At 53.2% G+C, this 22,901-nt stretch carries 27 protein-coding genes and 1 other RNA gene; 13 read left to right on the forward strand and 15 right to left on the reverse strand.

From position 1 onward, the window contains the following. Positions 1-101 precede the first annotated feature (101 nt). An RNA gene (gene rnpB / locus NG42_RS21135) (RNase P RNA component class A) lies at positions 102-481 on the reverse strand. 32 nt (positions 482-513) lie between these two features. Beyond that, the gene (gene rsmI, locus NG42_RS21005) at positions 514-1,380 is read right to left on the reverse strand and encodes a 16S rRNA (cytidine(1402)-2'-O)-methyltransferase (RefSeq protein WP_052902875.1); all 867 of its coding nucleotides are present in this window, start codon (positions 1,378-1,380) and stop codon (positions 514-516) included. 62 nt (positions 1,381-1,442) lie between these two features. Between rsmI and NG42_RS21010 the strand changes: the two genes are divergently transcribed. From NG42_RS21010 to dolP, 4 genes are read left to right on the forward strand one after another with little or no spacing between them, the layout of a single operon-like run. Further along, positions 1,443-3,464 carry a penicillin-binding protein activator gene (locus NG42_RS21010; protein ID WP_052902877.1) on the forward strand — a complete coding sequence of 674 codons (2,022 nt, stop codon included), beginning with the start codon at positions 1,443-1,445 and terminating at the stop codon, positions 3,462-3,464. Next, complete coding sequence (locus NG42_RS21015) at positions 3,422-3,817, forward strand: YraN family protein (RefSeq protein ID WP_052902878.1); 396 nt, start codon at positions 3,422-3,424, stop codon at positions 3,815-3,817. The genes NG42_RS21010 and NG42_RS21015 overlap by 43 nt, the downstream gene beginning before the upstream one ends. 15 nt (positions 3,818-3,832) lie before the next feature. Further along, a complete protein-coding gene (diaA, locus tag NG42_RS21020) occupies positions 3,833-4,423 on the forward strand; it encodes a DnaA initiator-associating protein DiaA (protein ID WP_052902921.1) in 591 nt (196 codons plus the stop codon). 11 nt (positions 4,424-4,434) lie between these two features. Continuing rightward, positions 4,435-5,007 (forward strand): division/outer membrane stress-associated lipid-binding lipoprotein, encoded by a 573-nt coding sequence (gene dolP, locus NG42_RS21025; protein WP_052902880.1) that lies wholly within the window; start codon positions 4,435-4,437, stop codon positions 5,005-5,007. 90 nt (positions 5,008-5,097) lie between these two features. Here dolP and NG42_RS21030 read toward each other — a convergent pair whose 3' ends face one another. Further along, positions 5,098-5,802 carry a pirin family protein gene (locus NG42_RS21030; RefSeq protein ID WP_052902882.1) on the reverse strand — a complete coding sequence of 235 codons (705 nt, stop codon included), beginning with the start codon at positions 5,800-5,802 and terminating at the stop codon, positions 5,098-5,100. A 135-nt stretch (positions 5,803-5,937) separates the two neighbouring features. Between NG42_RS21030 and NG42_RS21035 the strand changes: the two genes are divergently transcribed. The 3 genes from NG42_RS21035 (at position 5,938) to NG42_RS23935 (ending at position 8,040) form a co-directional block, all read left to right on the forward strand. Then, positions 5,938-6,837, forward strand: a complete 900-nt coding sequence (locus tag NG42_RS21035; protein WP_052902884.1) for a LysR family transcriptional regulator — start codon at positions 5,938-5,940, stop codon at positions 6,835-6,837. 190 nt (positions 6,838-7,027) lie between these two features. After that, entirely contained in the window at positions 7,028-7,732 is a 705-nt protein-coding gene (locus NG42_RS21040; protein WP_052902886.1) for a hypothetical protein, read from the forward strand. A 23-nt stretch (positions 7,733-7,755) separates the two neighbouring features. Further along, a complete protein-coding gene (locus NG42_RS23935) occupies positions 7,756-8,040 on the forward strand; it encodes a YjeO family protein (protein WP_053115949.1) in 285 nt (94 codons plus the stop codon). Positions 8,041-8,090: 50 nt separating this feature from the next. On the opposite strand, the gene NG42_RS21050 is transcribed toward NG42_RS23935, so the two are convergent. The 8 genes from NG42_RS21050 to NG42_RS21085 all read right to left on the reverse strand — a co-directional run bounded on the left by NG42_RS21050 (position 8,091) and on the right by NG42_RS21085 (position 12,434). Next, entirely contained in the window at positions 8,091-9,071 is a 981-nt protein-coding gene (locus NG42_RS21050) for a glutathione S-transferase family protein (RefSeq protein ID WP_052902889.1), read from the reverse strand. 83 nt (positions 9,072-9,154) lie between these two features. Further along, a complete protein-coding gene (locus NG42_RS21055; protein ID WP_052902922.1) occupies positions 9,155-9,547 on the reverse strand; it encodes a DoxX family protein in 393 nt (130 codons plus the stop codon). 221 nt (positions 9,548-9,768) lie between these two features. Continuing rightward, on the reverse strand, positions 9,769-10,056 hold the full coding sequence (locus NG42_RS21060; RefSeq protein WP_052902891.1) for a YqjK-like family protein: 288 nt from the start codon (positions 10,054-10,056) through the stop codon (positions 9,769-9,771). Then, positions 10,053-10,451 (reverse strand): phage holin family protein, encoded by a 399-nt coding sequence (locus tag NG42_RS21065; protein WP_072133277.1) that lies wholly within the window; start codon positions 10,449-10,451, stop codon positions 10,053-10,055. The genes NG42_RS21060 and NG42_RS21065 overlap by 4 nt, the downstream gene beginning before the upstream one ends. Before the next feature lie 2 nt (positions 10,452-10,453). After that, positions 10,454-10,759, reverse strand: coding sequence for an ElaB/YgaM/YqjD family protein (locus NG42_RS21070; RefSeq protein ID WP_052902895.1), 306 nt, complete (start codon positions 10,757-10,759; stop codon positions 10,454-10,456). Between the two features lie 42 nt (positions 10,760-10,801). After that, positions 10,802-11,173 (reverse strand): DUF1090 domain-containing protein, encoded by a 372-nt coding sequence (locus tag NG42_RS21075; RefSeq protein ID WP_052902897.1) that lies wholly within the window; start codon positions 11,171-11,173, stop codon positions 10,802-10,804. A gap of 194 nt (positions 11,174-11,367) precedes the next feature. After that, the gene (mzrA, locus tag NG42_RS21080) at positions 11,368-11,757 is read right to left on the reverse strand and encodes an EnvZ/OmpR regulon moderator MzrA (protein WP_052902899.1); all 390 of its coding nucleotides are present in this window, start codon (positions 11,755-11,757) and stop codon (positions 11,368-11,370) included. Beyond that, entirely contained in the window at positions 11,757-12,434 is a 678-nt protein-coding gene (locus NG42_RS21085; protein ID WP_052902901.1) for a DedA family protein, read from the reverse strand. The genes mzrA and NG42_RS21085 overlap by 1 nt, the downstream gene beginning before the upstream one ends. 120 nt (positions 12,435-12,554) lie before the next feature. On the opposite strand from NG42_RS21085, the gene NG42_RS22805 reads away from it, so the two are divergent. Beyond that, positions 12,555-12,800: a hypothetical protein gene (locus NG42_RS22805; protein WP_156322213.1), complete on the forward strand. Its 246-nt coding sequence runs from the start codon at positions 12,555-12,557 to the stop codon at positions 12,798-12,800. Here NG42_RS22805 and exuR read toward each other — a convergent pair. Then, a complete protein-coding gene (gene exuR, locus NG42_RS21090; protein WP_052902903.1) occupies positions 12,772-13,542 on the reverse strand; it encodes a transcriptional regulator ExuR in 771 nt (256 codons plus the stop codon). The two genes, NG42_RS22805 and exuR, sit on opposite strands and share 29 nt — an antisense overlap. Before the next feature lie 389 nt (positions 13,543-13,931). On the opposite strand from exuR, the gene uxaC reads away from it, so the two are divergent. From uxaC to NG42_RS21105, 3 genes are read left to right on the forward strand one after another with little or no spacing between them, the layout of a single operon-like run. Beyond that, positions 13,932-15,341, forward strand: a complete 1,410-nt coding sequence (uxaC, locus tag NG42_RS21095; protein ID WP_052902905.1) for a glucuronate isomerase — start codon at positions 13,932-13,934, stop codon at positions 15,339-15,341. Positions 15,342-15,353: 12 nt separating this feature from the next. After that, complete coding sequence (locus tag NG42_RS21100; protein WP_052902906.1) at positions 15,354-16,805, forward strand: tagaturonate reductase; 1,452 nt, start codon at positions 15,354-15,356, stop codon at positions 16,803-16,805. Positions 16,806-16,812: 7 nt separating this feature from the next. Beyond that, the gene (locus NG42_RS21105; RefSeq protein WP_052902908.1) at positions 16,813-18,303 is read left to right on the forward strand and encodes a UxaA family hydrolase; all 1,491 of its coding nucleotides are present in this window, start codon (positions 16,813-16,815) and stop codon (positions 18,301-18,303) included. A gap of 36 nt (positions 18,304-18,339) precedes the next feature. On the opposite strand, the gene sstT is transcribed toward NG42_RS21105, so the two are convergent. Beyond that, entirely contained in the window at positions 18,340-19,572 is a 1,233-nt protein-coding gene (gene sstT / locus NG42_RS21110; protein ID WP_052902923.1) for a serine/threonine transporter SstT, read from the reverse strand. Positions 19,573-19,637: 65 nt separating this feature from the next. Here sstT and NG42_RS21115 point away from each other — a divergent pair, with 65 nt between their 5' ends. Beyond that, complete coding sequence (locus tag NG42_RS21115) at positions 19,638-19,946, forward strand: hypothetical protein (RefSeq protein ID WP_156322212.1); 309 nt, start codon at positions 19,638-19,640, stop codon at positions 19,944-19,946. On the opposite strand, the gene NG42_RS21120 is transcribed toward NG42_RS21115, so the two are convergent. Both NG42_RS21120 and NG42_RS21125 read right to left on the reverse strand, forming a co-directional pair. Next, positions 19,912-20,880 carry a TerC family protein gene (locus tag NG42_RS21120; protein ID WP_052902914.1) on the reverse strand — a complete coding sequence of 323 codons (969 nt, stop codon included), beginning with the start codon at positions 20,878-20,880 and terminating at the stop codon, positions 19,912-19,914. The two genes, NG42_RS21115 and NG42_RS21120, sit on opposite strands and share 35 nt — an antisense overlap. Before the next feature lie 293 nt (positions 20,881-21,173). After that, complete coding sequence (locus tag NG42_RS21125; protein ID WP_052902917.1) at positions 21,174-22,169, reverse strand: Gfo/Idh/MocA family protein; 996 nt, start codon at positions 22,167-22,169, stop codon at positions 21,174-21,176. Positions 22,170-22,333: 164 nt separating this feature from the next. On the opposite strand from NG42_RS21125, the gene NG42_RS21130 reads away from it, so the two are divergent. Beyond that, positions 22,334-22,901: chloride channel protein (locus NG42_RS21130; RefSeq protein ID WP_052902919.1), on the forward strand; the 568-nt coding region annotated here is incomplete at its 3' end.

Raw genomic sequence — 22,901 nt, forward strand, 5'->3', positions numbered from 1 at the left:
CTTAATTGGTCGCACAATCAGTAGATCATAAATCTCTATGCCTGTCCTGTTTCCCCGCCCATTACTGGGGATTCCTCAGCGCCGAAGCGGGGTCTTATAAGAAGTGAAACTGACCGATAAGCCGGGTTCTGTCGTGGACAGTCATTCATCTAGGCCAGCAATCGCTCACTGGCTCAAGCAGCCTACCCGGGTTCAGTACGGGCCGTACCAAGTGAACCCCTATTTGGCCTTGCTCCGGGTGGAGTTTACCGTGCCACGGACTGTTGCCAGCCGCGCGGTGCGCTCTTACCGCACCCTTTCACCCTTACCTGATCCCATAAATGGGCCATCGGCGGTTTGCTCTCTGTTGCACTGGTCGTAGGCTCATCACCCCCCAGGCGTTACCTGGCACCCTGCCCTATGGAGCCCGGACTTTCCTCCCCTCTGTCTGTCTCCCCCCGAAAGAGGACGGCAACAAAGCGGCGACTGTCTGGTCAGCTTCGGCGCGGATAATAGGGCATTCCGCGCGGTTTGTCACCCCTCTTGCTGATCCAGCGCATACTTATACAGCGCATTTTTCTTCACGCCGTGGATCTCAGCGGTCAGTGCCGCCGCCTTTTTCAGCGGTAATTCAGCCTGTAACAGCGCCAGCGTGCGCAGTGCTTCAGCTGGCAGAGCATCGTCGGCTGGCGCCTTAAAACCTTCGATAATTAGCACCATTTCGCCCTTACGACGATTTTCATCTTCTTTCACCCAGGCCAGCAGTTCGCCGATGGGGGCACCCTGAATCGACTCCCAGGTTTTGGTGATTTCGCGCGCCAGTACCACATAGCGATCTTCACCCAGCACCGTGGCAATGTCCTGCATGCTGTCCAGCAGACGGTGGGTGGATTCGTAAAAAATCAGCGTACGCGGCTCTTGTTCCAGCGCGCGCAGCGTATCGCAGCGAGCTTTACTCTTCGCCGGGAGAAACCCTTCGTAACAGAAACGATCTGAGGGTAATCCGGCGGCGCTTAAGGCAGTAATCGCCGCACAGGCACCCGGCAGTGGCACCACCCGGATACCGGCTTCGCGGCAGCGGCGCACCAGATGATAGCCAGGATCGTTGATCAATGGCGTGCCTGCATCGGAAACTAACGCTATGCTTTGGCCTTCCTGCAGCTTCGCCAGCAGCTGTTCCGCTTTCTGTTGTTCATTATGATCATGGAGTGCGAACAGCCGCGCATTGATGGCGAAATGTTGTAGCAACAGCCCGGTATGACGTGTATCTTCCGCAGCGATCAGATCGACGCTCGTGAGCACCGTCAGGGCACGCTGGGTGATATCACCCAGATTACCAATCGGCGTAGGAACGATGTAGAGCGTGCTGGCAGAAATATCTGCCCGATCGAGTTGTTTCATTGTTTCATCCGAATTGCCGATTTAATATTGAGCATCTTGAAAAAAACATCACTGGATACAGTATGCTTCCTTCAAAAGTCGTTCGTAATAAAGCAGGACGCTTCGTGCCTGTTCTTCTGGCCGGGCTAATTTTAGCAGCTTGTACCGGTCAGGCACCGCAAACTCCAGGTGCGAATGTCCAGGGACCCGCCACCAGGACTTCCGACTATTATCTGCAGCAAGTGCAGCAAAGCTCCGATGATAACAAGGCTGACTGGCAATTACTTGCCATACGTGCATTGCTGAATGAAGGGAAGTACCCGCAGGCCAACCAGCAGTTTACTCAACTGCCGAAAACATTGAGCGACAGCCAGCGTCAGGAAGTGCAGTTACTTAACGCGCAACTGGCGCTTTCCCGTCAGGATGTGGCCACTGCCCAGGGCACGCTTGATAAGCTTGATCCCACTTCATTGTCTTCCGATCAGCAAGCGCGTTACTGGCAGTTGCAAATTACCGCCAGGCAGGGCAAGCCGTCGCTGACGCTGTTGCGTGCTTATATCGCGCAGGAACCGCTGTTGCAGGGCGCTGACAAGCAGAAGAATATTGATGCAACCTGGCAGGCGCTGACGCAAATGACGCCGGAGCAGGCAAATAATCTGGTGATTAACGCCGATGAAAATGTTCTGCAAGGCTGGCTGGATCTGCTGAGCGTGTATACCGCCAATCGTCAGGATCCGGATATGCTGAAAGCGGGCATCACCGACTGGCAGACGCGCTATCCGCAAAATCCGGCGGCGAAAACCTTGCCGACGGCGTTAGGCCAGGTACAGAATTTCCAGCAGGCCTCAACCGGTAAAATTGCGCTGTTACTGCCGCTGAACGGCCAGGCGCAGGTGTTTGCCAGCGCCATTCAGAAAGGCTTTAACGATGCGAAAAATGGCGTGCTGAATGCGCCAGCGCAAGTCGCGATGGCTCAGCCAGCAGAAAACGCGCCAGCGACGCCTGCGGAAAGCGATGCTAATGCCGTCGTCAGCCCGTCGGCGGCTCAGGTGGGTGATGAAGCCGACTCGCAACAAGAGCAGCCTGCTGCGCCAGCCCGTTCGCCATCGGTTACCCCCGCGCCGGCCAGCAATGCCGAAGTGAAAGTCTATGATACCAGCGCACAGCCGCTGCCACAGCTGCTGGCGCAAGCGCAGCAGGATGGCGCAACGCTGGTGGTCGGCCCGCTGCTGAAAAGCAACGTTGAACAGCTGGCTGACAGCCAGACGCCACTGAACGTGCTGGCGCTGAATGAGCCTGAAAAGATCCAGAACCGTCCGAATCTTTGCTATTTTGCGCTTTCTCCTGAAGACGAAGCGCGCGATGCTGCGCATCATATCTGGGAGCAGGGCAAACGCGCGCCGCTGTTGCTGGTGCCACGCGGCTCGCTCGGCGATCGGGTCAGCAACGCCTTTGCCAGCGAATGGCAAAAACTGGGGGGCAGCACGGTGCTGAAGCAGCAGTTTGGTTCGACCGGTGAACTGAAGCAGGGCATTAACAGCGGTGCCGGTATTCGTCTGACCGGTACGCCAGTCAGCGCACCGCAACAGCAGCCGCAGGGTGTGACTATTGCCGGACTGACCATCCCTGCACCGCCAGTTGATGCGCCGGTGCAATCTTCATCCGGCAGCGTGGATGCGACTTATATCGTCTCGACGCAGGATGAGTTGCAACTGATTAAGCCGATGATTGCCATGCGCGTCAGCAGTCGTGATAACGTGGCGCTGTATGCCAGCTCTCGCAGCTTCCAGGCTGGAACCGGCCCGGATTACCGTCTGGAGATGGAAGGGCTACAGTTTAGCGATATTCCTCTGCTGACCGGTGCCAATCCTGCGCTGATGCAGCAGGCGGCACGATCATTTAATAATGACTATTCGCTGGTACGCCTTTATGCCATGGGCATTGATGCCTGGACGCTGGCGAACCACTTTAGCGAAATGCGTCAGCTGCCGGGTTTCCAGATTGATGGCAATACCGGCAAGCTGAGCGCCACTCAGGATTGCGTCATCAACAGGAAGTTGACATGGAGCCAGTATCGTCAGGGACAAATCGTTCCGGCCAACTGAGTCGCCAGCAACAAGGGGCGGGCTATGAGTTGATAGCCCGTCGCCATCTGGAACAGGCCGGACTGGTATTTGAAGCCGCGAATGTCCGCTTTCGCGGCGGAGAGCTGGACCTCATCATGCGCGACCAGCAGCGATGGGTGTTTGTTGAGGTTCGCTACCGTCGTAACGACCGTTTCGGTGGCGCAGCCGCCAGCGTGACGCGGCAGAAGCAGCAAAAGTTATTACGGGCGGCAGCCATCTGGCTGGCGATGCGCAATGCCAGCTTTGATACGTGCGACTGTCGTTTTGACGTTGTTGCCATTACCGGGAATCAGCTTGAGTGGTTACCCGATGCGTTTAATGCAGAAGATTAGAACCGGGTGAAAACCGTGCTGGAAAAAATTAAAGCTTGTTTTACAGAGAGTATTCAAACGCAGATTGCCGCGGCAGAAGCCTTGCCGGATGCCATCTCGCGTGCAGCGATGACCATGGTGCAGTCTCTGCTGAATGGCAACAAAATCCTGAGCTGTGGTAACGGAACCTCAAGCGCCAATGCTCAGCATTTTGCCGCCAGCATGATCAATCGTTTTGAGACCGAGCGCCCGAGTTTACCGGCGATCGCGCTCAGCGCTGACAATGTCCTGTTAACCGCGATTGGTAATGATCGTCTGCACGAAGAGATTTACGCCAAGCAGGTGCGCGCACTGGGTCATGCCGGTGATGTGTTGCTGGCGATTTCTACTCGGGGTAACAGCCGCGATATAGTGAAAGCCGTCGAGGCTGCGGTCACGCGAGATATGACGATTATCGCGCTTACGGGATATGACGGCGGTGAGCTCGCCGGTTTGCTGGGGCCACAGGATGTGGAGATTCGCATCCCCTCACACAGAAGCTCAAGGATACAGGAAATGCACATGTTAACCGTGAATTGCCTGTGCGATTTGATAGATAACACCTTATTTCCCCACCAGGATGTTTGAAGGAGCATACAATGAAGGCATTATCTGCATGTGCAGTTATTCTTACCGCGCTGATGCTACAGGGTTGTGCTGCAGTGGTTGTGGGTAGCGCAGCCGTCGCCACCAAAACGGCCACCGATCCCCGCACGGTCGGTACTCAGGTCGATGACGGGACGCTGGAGCTGCGCGTCAGTAACGCGCTGGCGAAAGATGAACAGATTAAAAAAGATGCACACATTGTTGCTACTGCCTACCAGGGTAAAGTTCTGCTGACCGGCCAGGCACCGAATGCGGATATTCCAGGCCGTGCGAAACAGATCGCGATGGGTGTGGATGGCGCAACGGAAGTCTATAACGAGATCCGTCAGGGGCAAAAAGTGAGCCTTGGCACCGCCTCTTCCGACACCTGGATTACCACTAAAGTTCGTTCCCAGTTACTGGGCAGCGACCAGGTGAAGTCGTCTAACGTGAAGGTGACGACCGAGAATGGCGAAGTATTCTTACTGGGTCTGGTGACCGATCAGGAAGCCAAAGCGGCGGCGGATATCGCCAGCCGGGTGAGCGGTGTAAAACACGTTACTACCGCGTTTACTATTCTGAAGTAACCGTAGTGGCGGCGTTCTCGCCGCCAGTGCCGGGGGTTTACAGCCTGCATACCCTCAGCACGGGAGGCGAAAACGCCTCCCCTGCAAAAATTATACCGGCAAATCAATCACCAGCGCCCGCAGCGGCGTTTCGGCGACCAGCTTCACCTGCTGTTCTTCTTTGATAAACGCACCATCCCCACAGACTAAAGCCTGCTGCTGCGCTGAATGCGTTTCTGCCTGCAATGAACCGTGAATCGATTGCAGATAAGCGCGTGGTCCGTGCAGTTTGGTCGACCAGCTTTCGCCGGGTTGCAGCTCAATATGATGCACCCAGACCTGCTGACGTAACTGCAAGCTGCCCTGATCGCCATCAGGTGATGCCAGCAGCGTATACGACTGACGCTGAGCGACTTTCACTCGCTGAATCAACGGGTTTTCCCGCTGCGGGCAGGCGTCCAGCCACAGTTGCAGACGCGTCAATGGCGTCTCTTTACTCAGATTGTGCTCGCTCCAGGTCACGCCCGCCTGCGTTGACAGCAACAGCGCTTCACCGGCGCGGGCGCTGGTGTGATTCCCTTCGCTGTCGCGGTATTCGGCTTCACCTTGCAGAATTAAATTGAGGATATCGACCTTTGGATAGCTGCGCGGCTGGAAGGAGGCTCCCGGCGCCAGCACTTCCTGGTTAAGCACGCGCAGGGACGCATAGCCCAGCAGTTCCGGATCAAAGTAATGGCCAAAAGAGAAGGTATAGCGCCCCTGTAACCAGCCATAATCGGCTTTGCCACAGTCGTTCGCTGCACGTGATCTAATCATAATTGTTATAACCTCTGGTATCGTCCAGCCCCAGAGTGGCGGACGCTTTAATCATTCCATGGTAAGTTTCTGGACGCAGGATTGTTAGCCAGTTAATCTGCTGGGTATATTCAAATTTCCTGACAGAGAACCGCGATGGCTAAAGATCGGGCCTTAACGTTAGAAGCTTTACGGGTGATGGATGCAATCGATCGCCGTGGCAGTTTTGCTGCCGCTGCCGATGAGCTGGGCCGCGTGCCGTCTGCGCTGAGCTACACCATGCAAAAGCTGGAAGAAGAGCTGGATGTGGTGTTATTTGACCGCTCGGGTCATCGCACGAAATTCACCAACGTTGGCCGGATGTTACTGGAACGCGGTCGGGTTCTGCTGGAAGCGGCAGATAAATTGACCACCGATGCGGAAGCGCTGGCGCGCGGCTGGGAAACCCATCTGACGATTGTGGCTGAAGCGCTGGTTCCCAGTGAGCTGCTGTTTCCACTGATCGACAGGCTGGCGGAGAAAGCCAATACCCAAATTTCACTGATGACCGAAGTGCTGGCGGGAGCCTGGGAACGGCTGGAGCAGGGCAGAGCGGATATTGTTATCGCGCCGGATATGCACTTCCGTGCTTCATCGGAGATCAATACGCGCAAGCTTTACAGTATGGTCAGCGTGTATGTTGCCAGCCCGGATCATCCGATTCACAGCGAGCCGGAGCCATTGTCTGAGGTGACGCGGGTAAAATATCGCGGTATTGCGGTGGCGGATACCGCACGGGAGCGCCCGGTATTAACCGTGCAGTTGCTGGATAAACAGCAGCGTTTAACGGTCAGTTCTATTGATGATAAACGCAAGGCGCTGCTGGCCGGTCTCGGCGTTGCCACCATGCCTTATCCGCTGGTAGAAAAGGATATCGCCGAAGGGCGCTTGCGGGTTGTCAGCCCGGAATATTCGCGTGAGGTGGATATTATTATGGCGTGGCGACGCGACAGTATGGGCGAAGCAAAAGCCTGGTGCCTGCGTGAGATTCCGCGTTTATTGGCGAAACAGCGGTAAGTACTGAGCAGCTATTGTAGGGCGGCGTTTTCGCCGCCCTTGCTGTATATGTATTTGTAAATCGAGCCATTAATTACTGTTCAGCGATTTTACGATTATTTTATAACCTAAAATGTGATATTGTTTAAATAAGGCTTCCTATTAAGTATTCTGAGCGTTTGGATGATAACCAGAAGGGATGGAACCTTTAATGGATAATGAGTTTTGTGAAGTTGATGAGTTGGGTTTTCCCCACTTTACTGCAATGGATTATCTGCGGTTTAGATATCTTCCTAATGACCGGCGTTTTGTGACAGGTGAAAGCTATCTATGGGCTTTTAAAGCAGGCTATCTTGTTTACAATAAAGGTCGCATATTGAAATATGCCAAAGAATATAATATTCCTGTTCTGCTATTGGCTGGCGTTGCCGTTTCTGAAGCTGGTGGTAAACCTGACCGACTAAAAGGGTATGGGATTTTGCAGTTGCGGCAGCTTATTGATATAAAAAATCGCAATAATTTTTTGTCTAATAATACCTCGATTGGAACAATAGCCATGCAGCTGAGAGTGGCAGCTGAAACTATGGGCATTAATCCCGCCAGTCTGACACGCACGCAACAATTTCAGTTATCTAATTGTTTACTAAATGATGATTTTAATATCAATATTGCGGCCAGACATCTGCGTGATTTAATCATTTTTGACTATCCTGATACCGATACAGCTTCGTTAACAGATGAGCAACTTATTCTTGCTGGATCACGTTATAACCGTGGAAAGGAACGTATAAAAAGTGACTTTATTGAATCTATTAGTGCGCCTCCAGGCTGCCCTACAAGGGAGTATTCTGAGTACGGAAGACGAATCCTTGAGAAAAAAGAGACGATAGAAAACATAATGAGAATTGCAGAGTGAATCTCTGGAAGGCCATATCTCTAATGGCATACGGTCTGATAAGTGCCGTAATTATTGAGATTTTTTCTTATCTTGATTATGAAGAGATGATTGGGGAGGGGGAAATAAAGAATGTCTGCGTAGTATTAGAGGCTTTGGTAATCGATGATACGCGAGATGTGATGGCACCTGTAACTTTTTTATTTGTTTTGCCACTTATCTATATGGCGACAAAAAGAAAATTTAAATCAGCCCCCATTAATATAATCACTGTACTGCTACTCACGTTCTGGTTATGGCGTTTTTTCCTCAGATATCAATTTTGTTAATCAGGCTTATGTAGGGGCGACGTTATCGCCGCCCATAACGACATCAAAGTTTAAAGATGATCCCGCCCATGCGGTTCATCCCAGTTAAACGCTGGCCCGACGGATATCACGCCGTGAGGATTGATGGTTTTATGGCTGCGATAATAGTGATGGCGGATATGCGCCAGATCGACAGTTTCAGCAATACCCGGCAGCTGATAAATCTCACGCAGGAAGCCATTTAAGTTCAGGTAATCGCCAATACGATGCTTGTCACATTTGAAATGGGTGACATACACCGGATCAAAGCGCACCAGCGTGGTCCACAGGCGCAGATCGGCCTCGGTCAGACGATCGCCGGTCAGGTAGCGATGCTGCCCCAAAATTTGTTCCAACCGATCCAGGGAGCTGAACAAAGTGGTCACCGCTTCGTCGTAAGCTTCCTGTGAAGTGGCAAAACCGCTTTTATAGACGCCGTTGTTAACCGTGTCATAAATCCAGCCGTTCAGCTCATCAATGCTGGCACGTAATTCCTGCGGATAGAAATCTCCCGCGCGGGCACCCACGCCATCAAACGCCGAGTTGAACATGCGGATGATATCGGCAGATTCGTTGCTGACAATGGTGTTCTGCTGCTTATCCCACAGCACTGGCACCGTCACGCGCCCGGTATACTCTTTATCGGCATGCAGATAAAGCTGATAGAGAAATTCATTCTGATACAGGCTGTCACCGGTAGCCGCAGGGAAATCGTCATCAAAGGTCCAGCCGTTTTCCAGCATCAGCGGATGTACCACCGAAACCGGAATCAGATCTTCCAGCCCTTTCAGCTTGCGCATCAGTAGGGTGCGGTGTGCCCATGGACAAGCCAGCGACACATAAAGATGATAGCGATCGCGTTCGGCGCGAAAACCACCGCTGCCGGTCGGGCCAGCCTCGCCATCGGCAGTAACCCAGTTACGGAAAGCTGATTCGGAACGTTTAAAGCGTCCGCCGGTGGATTTGGTGTCATACCAGTTGTCGTGCCAGACACCGTCAATTAATTGTCCCATAAAGCCTCCAAAATGAACGAGGCGAGGATGTGGTCATCCTCGCCCTGATAGCCGTCATAAAGTAGAGTATAGACGTGCTGTTCTTACCATTTTTTATTGATTACGCGGTCGATGCTGAATGCACCCGGACCGGTAATAGCTAACAGTAAGAAGCCGCCAGCGATGGTCAGGTTTTTCATAAACATCAGCTGGTTAACGCCTTCAGCAAAGTTGCTGTGGAAAAGGAACGCCGTCAGCAGCGTAAAGCCAGCGGTGAACAGCGCGGTGGTACGGGTCAGGAAACCGAACAGAATCGCCAGACCGCCGCCAAACTCCAGCAGGATGGTCAGCGGCAGGAAGAAGCCCGGCACACCCATCGCTTCCATATACTGCTGTGTCCCTGCATATCCGGTGATTTTTCCCCAGCCCGCAGTAATGAACAGGATTGGCATCAGAATGCGTGCGATCAGTAAGCCAGTATCTTCTAATTTTTTCATCATCAACTCCAACATGTTTTTTATTATGGGCGGAACAAGTCAGCCAGCTAAGTAACAAGGCTCACGGGCAAAATGCGCTGGAGTCTTTTCGTTGGAGGAGATATTAATCGTGAACCGATAAGGTTGTAAGCGATATAAACTGTCGATGTTGTTCAATAAAATTGAAGAGTGGCGCTGTGAGGGCAATGGCGAGACGGGCGGCGAAAAGCGCCGCCCCTGGATTATCGGCTGCCGGGCAGATTCTTACGAATCAGCCGCCAGGTGCTCCAGGCCCCGAAGCCGCGCTTTGCCCAGCGCAGCAGGAAGCCTGGATTGCGTGCGGTCCAGATAGCCAGCGCGCTGCTACCAATAACCAGATAGCGGCGCATGCTGACCAGTGTCAGCCAGCCATGGTCGTAGCGAGCGGTGCCCGCCAGCCAGTCGCGGCGAGCGGCGGTCAGATCGAGGCGTTGCTGCTGGACAATGCCCAGCAGTTCGGCCTTACGCTGTTCGCGTTCGCGGCGGCTCATGCACCGTCATCCTCAAGCAGCTTGCGGTCGGTTTCCAGCTCTTTACGCGTGGCGCGCAGCAGCGTCGATTTGCGCGACTTGCTAAGCGTCCACAGGCCAAAGAACAGCGCCAGTGCAAACAATACGCCGGTGGTGATAGCAATGGCCATCAGACGATATTGCGCGTCGACCGCCCAGATGACCAGTACCATCAGGCTCATCAGCCCAAAGGCGGTGAACAGCATGGTTAAACCGACCATCAACAGCATTTGCAGCAGGTTAGCTTTCTCTTCCTCCAGCTCGACCACTGCCAGCCGTACGCGGGTTTCAACCATGCCGACCAGCGTGGTGACAATACGCTGTCCAATGTTTATGACCCCTTTGCCCGGGCCGTGGCTTTGCTGTGAGTCGGCCATCATTAACGACGCGTCAGCAGTACGCCAAGCACCACGCCTACTGCGGCACCAATGCCGACGCCATGCCATGGATTTTCACGCACATATTCATCGGCGCGTCCTGCTGCTTCACGGGTACCCTGTGCAATACGCTCGCCCGATTCGCCAAGGCGGTGACGCGACTCATCCAGCGCGGCGCGTGCCTTGTTACGCAGCTTATCCAGCTCGGTTTTCGATTTCTCGCCCGAGGTGCTCAGTACTTCTTCCAGGGTGTCGGCCAGATTTTTTAATTCCGCACGCAGATGTTCTGAGGTGGTATCTTTTGACATGAAACACTCCTTATTATCATTGGATTAAGTCAGTTACTTCGGTTAGTACGGTGCTGCTTCAACTTCTTTTAGTTCTTCACGTGCTTCAGCCAGTTTTTTCTCACGTTTGGCAATTTTGTCACTGTCGCCCTTTTCACGCGCCTCACTTAAATCGCGTTCACGTTCAGCTACTTCATGCTTATGCTTTTCAATCTTCTCCTGATGCTCGGATTTCAGGCGCGCATCGGTACAGCCGGCACGCGCTTCAGTCAATGCGCGCTCCAGTCCCGTCACCCGACGTTGATTATCGTGTTTACGCGCCATATCGATTTGATGCTGGATAGCCTGCTCTTTTTGCTGGCAGAGCGGTTCAGCTGCCTGAGCGAAGCCGGTGAGAGAGAGAAGACCTAAACAGAGAACGAAGCGAAATTTCATTTACTATTACCTTCCTTTGTTAATATGCCGAACGTTACGCAGATTTCACGGCACGAAAAATCCTGAGTCTGCTTTGAGCCAGAAGTAAAAATCGATATCTTCCTGTAAGGATAGTCAGAAATTGGTGAAAGCTCAAAGCAGAGGGAGTAAGCGGGGTCATTCTGACCGCCGACCATCATCGTCGGCGGAAGATCTCAGCCAACCGACTGAGGATTAAAGCTGATGCGGCTGAACCAGTTTTTCGTTGAGGACGCGTCCATTTGCGCGATCTCAAAGCCATAAGGCAGTATCTCCTGCAACGCCTTCTGCGCTGCCAGACTCTGTTCTTGCGAGTCAAACTTGATCACCAGTGAATCGCGGTCAGGCGTGATGCTTTTGATCTGAATCCCTTGCGCATTGAGGCGCTGCCAGACATAAAAACCATCGGGCAGCGAGATACCCTGACGCGCAGCACGGATCTGTAAAGCGGTCTCCTGGCGGTACAGTGCCGGCATGAGCACTACCGCTAATAATGCCAGCGCGCCAAGCATCAGCCACGGTAACACACGTCGTCGAGCGGTGGTCCATTTAGGTAGCACTATCATTATGAGTTTCCTTTCTCATTCCCTGGATTTCGTTTATTGCGCCATAAAACGTACAGTGAACCAAACAAGCCAAACACCAGTAAAACCAACGGTAACAGCATCAGGCAGAACATCACCTCATCTTCATATTTGCGGAAAATAGGCGTTTTACCTAACGCAAAGCCCATCACCGTCAGAATCAGTATCCAAAGCAGCGCACTCATCCAGTTAAAGAACTGGAAGCGAGCATTGTTGAGGCCGGACAGACCCGCGATGGTTGGCAGCAGAGTGCGTACAAAAGCAATAAAACGGCCGATGAGCAGTGCAGACAGGCCGTGCCGGTGAAATAAACTGTGCGCCCGCTGATGATATTGCGCTGGCAGATGTGAGAGCCATTTCTGCACCAGGACGGTATTCCCCAGCCACTTTCCTTGTATATAACCCACCCAGCTACCGAGACTGGCCGCGGTTGTCAGTATAACAATGGTCAGTGGGAGGTTCATGGTGCCTTTGGCGATCAACACGCCAACCAGAATCAGTAAGCTGTCGCCTGGCAGAAAGGCCGCGGGCAGCAGGCCGTTTTCCAGAAACAAAATCATAAACAGTATGCCGTAAATCGCCCAGACCAGCGTGGGATCGGCCAGGGTTTCATAATCTTGTTGCCACAGTGCATGCAACAACTCTTTCATAATATCCATTAAGTATTCCTGAACATCATTGTTAAACACGCTTGCCGGATGACAAGTTCAGGCGAGGGCTGGCACGGATTTTAATCGTTATGGTTGGCGCAGCCTGCAGCCGGATAGGGGACACTCTGCATGTTGTGCGTAAAAGCCGCACGTAATTTTCACCCGGTCGCAAAGGGTAAAAAAACACAGTTAACTGTAACAAAAATCACCGATTTGAGACAGGAGAAACTTGTTACAGCAAGGGTGTTTTACCGTTCAATGGCGCAAGCAGAAAGGAGCTTTACACAGGCTGACATTTATGCAAGTTTGCTTAAATTATCAGCCGCAAAGGAAAGTGGCAGTTTATTTACTGATTATCCGGTTTTTCGAGCGTGATTACCGGGTTTTCGGCGAACATATAACGATCAACATTAATTTCAAAGTCATCACTGGTGGCGCGAAATAGCATCTGACGCGTGTTTTCCAGATGTTGCCACATCGCCCGTTTACTGGCTGCCGGATCCTTACGCATCAGCGCCTGAAGAATCTGGTCGTGATCGTCGCACCAGCTCTCTATCGACTTGTCATCAATATGTTCATGCAGCTTCAGCCAGTACGGATTATACAGGCGATGTAACCACATCTTTTCGACAATCGCCGCCAGCGCGCTGTTTTGCGTTGCTGCCGCAATCTGCACATGGAATTTCATATCCCATTCTGAATCGCGGAAGCGATCCTCTTTGCGCGCCTGCTCCTGAATCTCCATCAACTGAATAATGTGTTGCCGGGTCACCTGAGTGGCGGCGAACTCAGCGACATTACTTTCAATCAGCTGGCGTGCCTGTAACAACTCAAAAGGGCCGAAACTGGCAAACTCAAGCTGACTGTGGGTCGTAACGCTGTTTTTCTGCTGATTACTGACCACATGAATGCCCGATCCTTTACGGACGTCAACATAGCCTTCCACTTCCAGCATGATGATCGCTTCGCGCACCACGGTGCGGCTGACGCCCATCTCTTCGGCGATAAAACGCTCTGCGGGCAACTTATCGCCCACCTGATATTCGCCTGCTTCCAGCTGACGCTTAAGTTCAGCAGCCAGTTGTTGATAAAGACGACGGGATTCGCTCAGTTCCATGATCGAGGCTCCGGGTTAAAAGTGGGCTAATAATAGAGTTGTTATACCAGTTTCCGGACGCTTTTGACAATGTCAGCCGTGAGTAAAAGCCCCGGCGCTTCATCCGTCCAGTATGCGCATTCTGGTATAACAGGATTATTGATTATCTGTCATACAGCTTTAAAAGTTGAGTACTATCACATAAACCTCTTTTCATGTGTGGGATACTAAAAATCGCTTTTAGTCAGAGTGTTAATCTCTGTCAGGTGTACTGAAGTGGAAAATCAGGCAAGAAACCTGCTGCTAATGTGAGCGGCATCTCAAAATTATCGCTGCATCTGCCATAATTGGTATGATAACTTTTACGCGTTCAGGCAGTGCAGCCCAACGTCGAGAGTGAGGAAGCTGGTATGTCCCGATTTATGAGCGAAGATTTTTTACTGGATAGCGAGGTTGCACGGCGGTTATTTCATGATTACGCTGCCGATCAGCCGATTTTCGATTATCACTGCCACTTACCGCCGCAGCAGATAGCCGAAAATACCCGCTTTAAAAATCTCTACGATATCTGGCTGAAGGGCGATCACTATAAATGGCGGGCGATGCGCGCCAATGGCGTGCCGGAGGCGCTCTGTACCGGTGATGCCAGCGACCGCGAGAAGTTTGATGCCTGGGCGCGTACCGTGCCGCATACCATTGGTAATCCGCTGTATCACTGGACCCATCTCGAATTACGCCGCCCGTTCGGCATTACCGATATTCTGCTGTCAGAGAAAACCGCCGATACCGTCTGGCAACAATGTAATGCGCTGCTGGCGCAGGACGCATTCAGCGCCCGCGGCATTATGACGCAGATGAAGGTGAAAATGGTCGGCACTACCGACGACCCGATTGACGACCTGCGCCATCATGCCGCGCTGGCCCGCGAGACCAGTTTCACCACCAAAGTGCTGCCGTCATGGCGACCGGATAAAGCGTTTAATCTCGAAGCAGAAGGTTTTGCCGATTATTTGCAAAAGCTGTCAGCCAGTGCCGATGTGGCGATCTCGCGCTTTGACCATTTGCGTCAGGCATTAAGCCGACGCCTTGATCATTTTGCCGCGCACGGCTGTAAAGTCTCCGATCATGCGCTGGATGTGGTGCTGTTTGCCGAGGCGGATGAGGCAACGCTGGATGCGATTCTGGCGCGTCGTCTGCAAGGCGCAACGCCAACAGAAAACGAAATCGCGCAGTTTAAAACCGCCGTGCTGGTCTGGCTGGGGGCGGAATATACTCGTCGCGGCTGGGTGCAGCAGTATCATATTGGCGCACTGCGCAATACCAACCGCCGCCAGCTGGCGCTGCTCGGGCCGGATGTCGGCTTTGACTCGATTAATGACCGTCCGCTGGCTGAGCCGCTGGCGCGTTTGCTGGATGCGCAAAACCGCGACAACGCGCTGCCGAAAACCATTCTTTACTGCGTCAATCCACGCGATAACGAAGTGATTGCCACCATGGTCGGCAATTTCCAGGGCGAAGGTCAGCCTGGAAAAATGCAGTTCGGTTCAGCCTGGTGGTTTAACGATCAGCTGGACGGCATGCAGCGTCAGATGACCCAACTGGCACAAATTGGTCTGCTGAGCCGTTTTGTGGGCATGCTGACCGACAGCCGCAGCTTCCTCTCCTACACCCGCCATGAATACTTCCGCCGCCTGCTGTGCCAGATGATTGGGCGCTGGGTGGAAAACGGTGAGGCACCCAATGATATCGAACTGCTGGGGTCGATGGTGCAGAACATCAGCTTTAACAATGCCCGGGACTACTTCGCCGTCGAACTTTAACAAGGAATCACTATGCAGCCGCTGAACCGCCGTCAATTTCCCGGCAGAGACTATCCCGATCGTATTATTCAGTTTGGTGAGGGCAATTTTCTGCGCGCCTTTATCGACTGGCAGATCGATCTGCTTAATCAACACACCGATCTGGATGCCGGTATTGTGGTGGTTCGTCCGCGTAACAGCGCCACGCAACGCAGCTTAAACGGCCAGGACGGGCTGTTTACTGCGTTGATTCGTGGTCTTAATGAGCAGGGCGAGGTGGTCAGTGAGCCGCGTCTGATTCGTTCGGTTAACCGGGAAATCCACGCTTACCGCCAGTTCGACGAATTTCTGGCGCTGGCGCGTGATGGCAATATACGCCTGGTATTCTCCAATACCACGGAAGCGGGCATTGCTTTCACCGCCAGTGACCGGCTGGAAGACGCGCCACCGGACAGCTTTCCGGCCAAGCTGACGCGTCTGTTGTATGAGCGTTTCCGCCATTTTGCCGGTGCCGCCGATAAAGGCTGGATTATTCTGCCGTGTGAACTGATTGATGATAACGGTGAAGCGTTAAAGGCGTTGGTACTGCGCTATGCGCAGCAGTGGCAATTACCCGAGGCGTTCAGCCAGTGGCTAAACCAGCACAACACCTTCTGTTCGACGCTGGTTGACCGCATTGTCACCGGCTATCCACAGGAAGATGCGGAGCAGATTTTCCAGCAGCTGGGTTATCGCGACGACTATCTGGATGCCGGTGAAGTCTATTACCAGTTCGTTATTCAGGGGCCGCACTGGCTGAATGAGGTACTGCGCCTCGAGCACTATCCGCTGAATATCCGGCTGGTTGATGACATCAAACCGTATAAAGCGCAGAAAGTGGCGATTCTCAACGGTGCGCATACCGCGCTGGTGCCGGTGGCGTTTCTGGCGGGTCTGGATACCGTCGGCGAAGCGATGAATGATGCGCAGATTGCCGCTTTTGTGGAAAGCACGCTGCGTGAGGAAATTATCCCGACGCTGAATTTGCCTGCCGCTGAACTGCACGCCTTTGCCGATGCGGTACTGAGCCGTTTCCGCAATCCGTTTATCCGCCATCAGTTACTGGCTATCGCGCTGAACGGTATGACCAAATTCCGCACCCGTATCCTGCCGCAACTGCTGGCAAGTCAGCAGCAGCAAGGCCACTGGCCGCGAAGACTCACTTTCGCGCTGGCGGCGCTGCTGGTGTTTTATCGCGGTGAGCGTGACGGCGAATCATTCCCGCTACAGGACGATGCGCACTGGCTGACGCGCTTTTCCACGCTATGGGCGCAGCTCGGGTGCGGTGAAATCACGCCGCAACAGCTGGTCGAAACAGTACTGGCGGATAACGACCACTGGCAACGCGATCTGACCCAACTGCCGGGTCTGGTGGCGGCGGTGACGGAATCGCTGCAAATGATTGTCGACCACGGTATGCGTGCGGCACTGGAACAACTGGGGTAATAGCGCGATGCAAAACATCATCAAAATCGATCCACGTGACAATGTCGCTGTAGCGTTGAGTGATTTAAACGAAGGGGAAAACCTGTCGCTGGAACAGCTACAGATAACGCTGGCTCAGCCGGTGGCGCGTGGCCATAAATTTGCTCTACAGCCGATTGAGCAGGGGGCGCTGGTCATGAAATATGGCCTGCCAATTGGTCATGCGACCCAACCCATCGCGGCGGGCGAGGTGATTCATTCGCAAAACGCGCGCACTAATCTCAGCGATCTGGATGAGTATCAGTATCAGCCTGAATTCCTCACGCTACCGCCGCAGGAGGGCGATCGTGAGGTGCAGATTTACCGGCGTGCCAGCGGTGAAGTCGGTATCCGTAATGAACTGTGGATTTTGCCCACCGTCGGCTGCGTCAACGGGATAGCGCGCCAGATTCAGTCGCGTTTTTTACGCGAAACGGCGGATGCGCCAGATATTGACGGCGTGCACTTGTTCAGCCATCCGTTTGGCTGTTCGCAGCTGGGTGAGGATCACGAAAACACCCGTACCATGCTGCAAAATATGGTGCGTCATCCTAATGCTGGCGCGGTGCTGGTGATTGGTCTTGGCTGCGAGAATAATCAGGTGGATGTGTTTCGCGAAACGCTGGGCGAATTTTCCAGTGAACGCGTCACCTTTATGGTCTGCCAGCAGCAGGATGATGAAGTTGAAGCGGGGGTAGAGCGGCTGCATCAGTTGTATCAGGTGATACGTGGCGACCAGCGTCAGCCGGGCAAGCTTAGCGAGCTGAAATTCGGTCTCGAATGCGGTGGCTCCGACGGTTTATCCGGCATTACCGCCAATCCGTTACTCGGACGCTTTTCGGATCAGATGATTGCCAACGGCGGCACCACGGTGCTGACGGAAGTGCCGGAAATGTTTGGTGCCGAGCGTATCCTGATGAGCCGCTGCCGTGACGAAGCGACGTTTGAGAAAACCGTCAGCATGATCAACGACTTTAAGCAGTATTTTATTGCTCATCAGCAACCGATTTATGAAAACCCTTCGCCAGGCAATAAAGCGGGCGGTATCACCACGCTGGAAGAGAAATCGCTGGGATGCACGCAAAAAGCGGGTCAGAGCCAGGTGGTGGATGTGCTGAAATATGGCGAACGACTGAAGGTACATGGCCTGAATTTACTCAGTGCGCCGGGTAACGATGCGGTCGCCACCAGCGCGCTGGCGGGTGCGGGCTGCCATATGGTGCTGTTCAGCACCGGTCGGGGAACGCCTTACGGTGGATTTGTGCCGACGGTGAAAATCGCCACCAACAGTGAGCTGGCCAGTAAAAAGCCACACTGGATCGATTTCGATGCCGGTAAGCTGATTTATGGCACCAGTATGGAACAGCTGTTAAGCGAATTTGTTGATCAGATTGTCGTTATCGCTAATGGCAAGTTGACCAATAATGAGCGTAATGATTTTCGCGAACTGGCGTTATTTAAAAGCGGGGTAACGCTCTGAATTCCGTACGGGCGGCGAGAACGCCGCCCGTTGTGGTTAAGCTTGCTGTGAAATACGTTGCTCTTCTGCCTGACAAACGGCAGCCGTAAACAGAATATCGGTGGAAGAATTCAGTGCGGTTTCCGCTGAATCCTGCAACACGCCAATGATAAAGCCCACCGCAACCACCTGCATTGCTACTTCGTTCGGAATACCAAACATATTGCAGGCCACCGGAATCAGCAGCAGCGAGCCACCGGCCACGCCGGATGCGCCACAGGCACACAGCGACGCCACCAGGCTTAACAGAATCGCCGTCGGAACATCAATGCTGATACCCAGCGTATGCACCGCCGCCAGCGTCAGCACGGTAATGGTAATTGAAGCCCCCGCCATACTAATGGTGGCACCCAGCGGAATCGACACCGAATAGGTATCTTCATCAAGCTTCAGTCGTTTCGCCAGCGCCATATTCACCGGAATGTTGGCGGCTGAACTGCGGGTAAAGAAGGCCGTCACGCCGCTCTCGCGCAGACAGGTAAACACCAGTGGGTAAGGGTTGCGACGGATTTTCCAGTAAACCAGAATCGGGTTAAACACCAGCGCCATTAACAACATGCAGCCAATCAGCAGCGCCAGCAGATGCGCATAGCTCCACAGCACTTCAAAGCCGGTTGAGGCCAGAATTGACGCCACCAGACCAAAAATACCGATTGGCGCGCAGCGGATAACCAGACGCACCATCCAGGTTACGGCTTCAGACGCATCGTTAAGCAGAGTTTTGGTGGTGTCACTGCTGTGGCGGAAGGCGAGGCCCAGACCAATTCCCCAGACCAGAATCCCGATATAGTTGGCGTGCATCAGCGCGTCAATTGGGTTGGAAACCATACTCATCAGCAAACCGCGCAGCACTTCAATAATGCCTGATGGCGGCGTGATATCGATATTGGAGGAGCTGAGGGTCAGCGTTTGTGGATAAAGATGACTGACTACCACCGCCACCATCGCAGCAAACACCGTGCTCAGCAGATACAGCAGTACTATCGGGCGAATATTGGTTTTCTGACCCTGCTTATGGCTGGCAATGGCCGAGATTACCAGCACCAGAACCAGCAGTGGCGCCACCGCTTTTAAGGCGCTGACAAACAGCGAACCCAGCAAGCCCACTGCCAGCGCGCTGTCTTTTGAGAACCAGGCCAGAGCAATACCGGCGACCAGACCCAACATAATCTGTTTCACCAGACTGCCGCCGAAAAGCCGGCATAACAGCCCGGAAGGCTTATTTTCCATCGTCATTTTCTAAACCGTTAATAGTTATAAGATCACTTATCCGGCATCCCTGATTGTTACTCCAGATGAAGCGTTTGCCAGGGCAGTATAAGGAAAAGAAATGGCAGGAAAAGGGGAAATCTCTACAATTTGTCCATGATCGACTTTTACAACTTACCTTGAAGAGGAATGCGAGCGAGATAACAAAGGGAGAATTGACTCTCTTGCAGAACAATAAAATGTCGCTAACGTCTGATGCCAGTATTTCCAAAGGGGCGGCGTTCTCGCCGCCCGTCCTGATGGCATGTCGGGTGCAGGTCTTTGAAACGGGCGGCGAAAACGCCGCCACTACGTTTAACGTTATTGGCGTTTTTTCAGGTCGTTTTTATGGTTAACCCAGGCATTGATCAGCAGCGTCAGCGCCAGAATACCGCCCACCACGCTCAGGGAGATTGAGACCGGGATATGCCAGAAATCGACAATCAGCATTTTCACGCCAATAAACACCAGCACAATCGCCAGACCATATTTCAGCATTGAGAAGCGCTCTGCCACATTTGCCAGCAGGAAGTACATCGCGCGCAGGCCGAGAATAGCAAACAGGTTGGACGTCAGCACGATAAAGGGATCGGTGGTGACAGCGAAAATCGCCGGGATACTGTCGACGGCAAAAATCACATCACTCAGCTCAACCATAATCAGTACCAGCAGCAGCGGGGTGGCAAATAACACGCCATTTTTGCGGGTAAAGAACTTCTCGCCTTCAAGGTTATCAGTCATACGCAGATGACTGCGCAGCCAGCGCACGACCGGCTTATCGCCGACAGCACTGGCGTCATCATCTTTCGCCATTGCCATTTTGATCCCGGTAAACAGCAGGAAAGCACCGAAGATATACAGAATCCAGCTAAATTGCGTCACCAGCCAGCTGCCCGCAAATATCATAATGGTGCGCAGCACAATCGCACCCAGCACACCGTAAATTAACACCCGGCGTTGCAGTGCCGCCGGTATGGCGAAATAGCTGAACAGCATCAGCCAGACAAAGACGTTATCAACCGCGAGGGCTTTTTCCAGCACATAACCGGTCAGGAAGGCCAGCGTTTGAGTATCAGCCGCTTCACGGCCAAGCGTACCGTTGAGGTACCACCAGAAAGCCGCACTGAACAGCAACGAGACGGAGACCCAAACCAGCGACCAGATAGCGGCTTGTTTAAGTGACATGGTGTGAGAGCCGCGACGCCCCTGCAACAGCAGGTCAATCGCCAGCATGATAATGACCACGACAGCGAAGCTGCCCCAGAGTAGCGGTGTGCCTACAGTGTTCATAAACGTATCCTGTAAAAAACAAAACGGCTGACATCGGAAGACGTCAGCCGCACTGTTTACGTGCAAACAAAACCTCGCCTCCCGGCAAGGTCTCACTTACAACGCAGGATAAAGTGCTATCCGGGTTGCCCAGTAACCGGGCTAAAATCGGCAATCTGCTGAGTCGCGGATGCGGCGATTTATCATGGCCGTAATGACGATTAACTGGCTAAGAAGTTACTCCCCTTTGCTGAAGCGTAAGATACGTTCAGCGATAAAACGGGTCAACGAATCGGTGTAATATTTAGAAATATTTACACAGCCGATGGATCGTGACTGTCTGCCGGGAAGATCACGCCGGTCTGACGCCGAATTTCCGTCAGCAGGCTGGCGGTAATCCGTGATGTTGTCAGTCCGGCATGATTCACTTCATTATTTTCAACCAGGCGGGCGAAGTGTTCCGCTTCATACAGCATAGTATTAATGTGCTGCTGCTGGCTAAGTTGTTGCGTCTGACCGCCACGCGGCGTCAGCGTAATGCGTTCGCAATGGGAGAGTTGTTCAATCACCAGCGAGCCATCTTCGCCCTGAATCTCACTTGGGATCAGTGAGTTACTCACTTTAGAATGCAGTATGGTGACGTCAAAATCGCCATAGCTCATCACCACGGAGCCATGCGCGTCGACGCCGCTTTCCAGCAGCGAAGCCTGTGCGACCACGCTGACCGGTTCGCCCCACAGGCTGACCGCGCTGGCAAGACTGTAGTAACCGATATCCATAATCGAGCCGTTAGACCAGGCCGGATTGAAGGTGTTGGGGTTTTCACCGTCGAGATAGCGTTGATAGCGTGATGAATACTGGCAGTAGTTAAACAGCGCTTTACGCAATTTGCCCACTTGTGGCAGTGACTGCCGCAGCAGGTGGAAGTTTGGCAGACTGGCGGTTTTAAATGCCTCGAACAGCACGACCTGATTGTCGCGGGCGCTGGCGATCATCTGCTCAACTTCCTGTAAGTTGGAAGCCAGCGGTTTTTCGCAAATCACATGTTTTTTATGGCGCAAGAACAGTTGGGCCTGCTCGCAGTGCAGGGCGTTGGGGCTGGCAATATACACCGCATCAATGGCATCGGATTGCGCCAGTTCTTCCAGCGAGACGAACAGATGTTTAACCGGATAATCGTGGCTGAAGGCCTGTGCCTGTTCCAGCGTACGGGAATAGATGGCGCTAAGTTTGTATTTACCGGTTTCATGGGCGGCATCGACAAACTGGCGAGTGATCCAGTTAGTTCCAACAACAGCGAGGCGAATCATCTTCTTCTGGCTCCACGATCCTGTGAGTGAAACAGCAGATTATCACAGCCTGAAGTGAGGGCAACGAAGATTCCCGATGGCAATTTCAACCTGAGATCTCGCTTCCAGTATGATAATTTTCAGGCTTCCCGTTGCAGGTGCGGGCTTAATAAAAAGGATCAGCAGTGAGTAGCACAGGTGGCGGAAATAAACATGCGTTGAACTGGACCAGTATTCTGGTGGCAATCCCGGTCGGGTTCGCCGCTTCACTGGTGACTTTAGGATTTCGACTGCTGATCGAATTGATTAACCAGCTACTGTTTAACAGCCAGCAGGATATCACCCAGGCGATGACGGTGTATCCGTGGTTTTTCTGGCCGTTAATTGTGGGGGCTGGCGGCGTGATCGCCGGTTTCTTCCTGAAATATGCCACGTCGATTGAGCAGAAAGAGACGGTTAAAACCGACTATCTTGAGGTGATCAACGCCCGGCTGGATGCGGTGCCGACTAAAACGTCGCTGTTTCGCGCCTTATCATCGATTGCCAGTATTGGCAGCGGGGCCTCAATTGGTAAAGAGGGGCCGATGGTTCAGCTATCGGCGCTGTGCGGCAGTATGATGGGGCGCTACTGCTTTAAATCGCTGGCGCTGAAAAACAGTGATGTAGTGGCGATGGCCGCCGCCGCCGGACTCTCTTCGGTCTATCACGCGCCGCTGGCCTCGGCGATCTTTGTGGCGGAAATCGCCTTCGGTA

It is taken from the genome of Winslowiella iniecta, assembly GCF_001267535.1.
Lineage (GTDB): Bacteria > Pseudomonadota > Gammaproteobacteria > Enterobacterales > Enterobacteriaceae > Erwinia > Erwinia iniecta.